This is a genomic window from Streptomyces katrae, from assembly GCF_000966975.1.
Taxonomy (GTDB): domain Bacteria; phylum Actinomycetota; class Actinomycetes; order Streptomycetales; family Streptomycetaceae; genus Streptomyces; species Streptomyces katrae.
On record NZ_JZWV01001317.1, the window covers coordinates 1 to 553 of the forward strand.

Genomic DNA, 553 nt, shown 5'->3' on the forward strand with positions numbered 1-553 from the left:
CCTGATGCGCTCCCTGCGGCCCGTCGGACGCCGCTCCATCGGCGGCCCCGGCGAGGAACTCGACGAGCAGCTCACCGTGGAGCGCAGCATCGAGGCCATGGTCCCCACCCCGGTGCTGCGTCCCGCCGAGAGCCGCTGGCTGGACCTGGCCCTGGTCGTCGACGCCCACCACTCGATGCTGCTGTGGGCCGACCTGGTCGCCGAACTGAGCGGGGTCCTCACCCGCAGCGGCGTCTTCCGCGACGTCCGCACCTGGCAGCTCACCGGCACCGGCCCCGGCGGCACCCCCCAGCTCGCCCGGGGCCCCGGCGAACCGCCCCGCAACCCCCTCGAACTCGCCGACCCGGCCGGCCGGCGGCTGATCCTCGTCCTCTCCGACACCGTCGCGGGCGGCTGGCAGGAGGGCCCGCTGCGCGCCGTCCTGCGCCACTGGAGCGGCCACAACGCCGTGGCCGTGCTCAACGTCCTGCCCGAACGGCTGTGGACCCGGGGCGCCGTACGGCCCGTTCCCTTCGCCGTCCGCTCCGACCGGCCGGCCGCCGCCACCCGCTCC

At 76.7% G+C, this 553-nt stretch carries 1 pseudogene; it reads left to right on the forward strand.

The features are described 5' to 3' along the window. Positions 1–553 (forward strand): annotated as a pseudogene (locus VR44_RS36680) (SAV_2336 N-terminal domain-related protein); the annotation flags it as partial.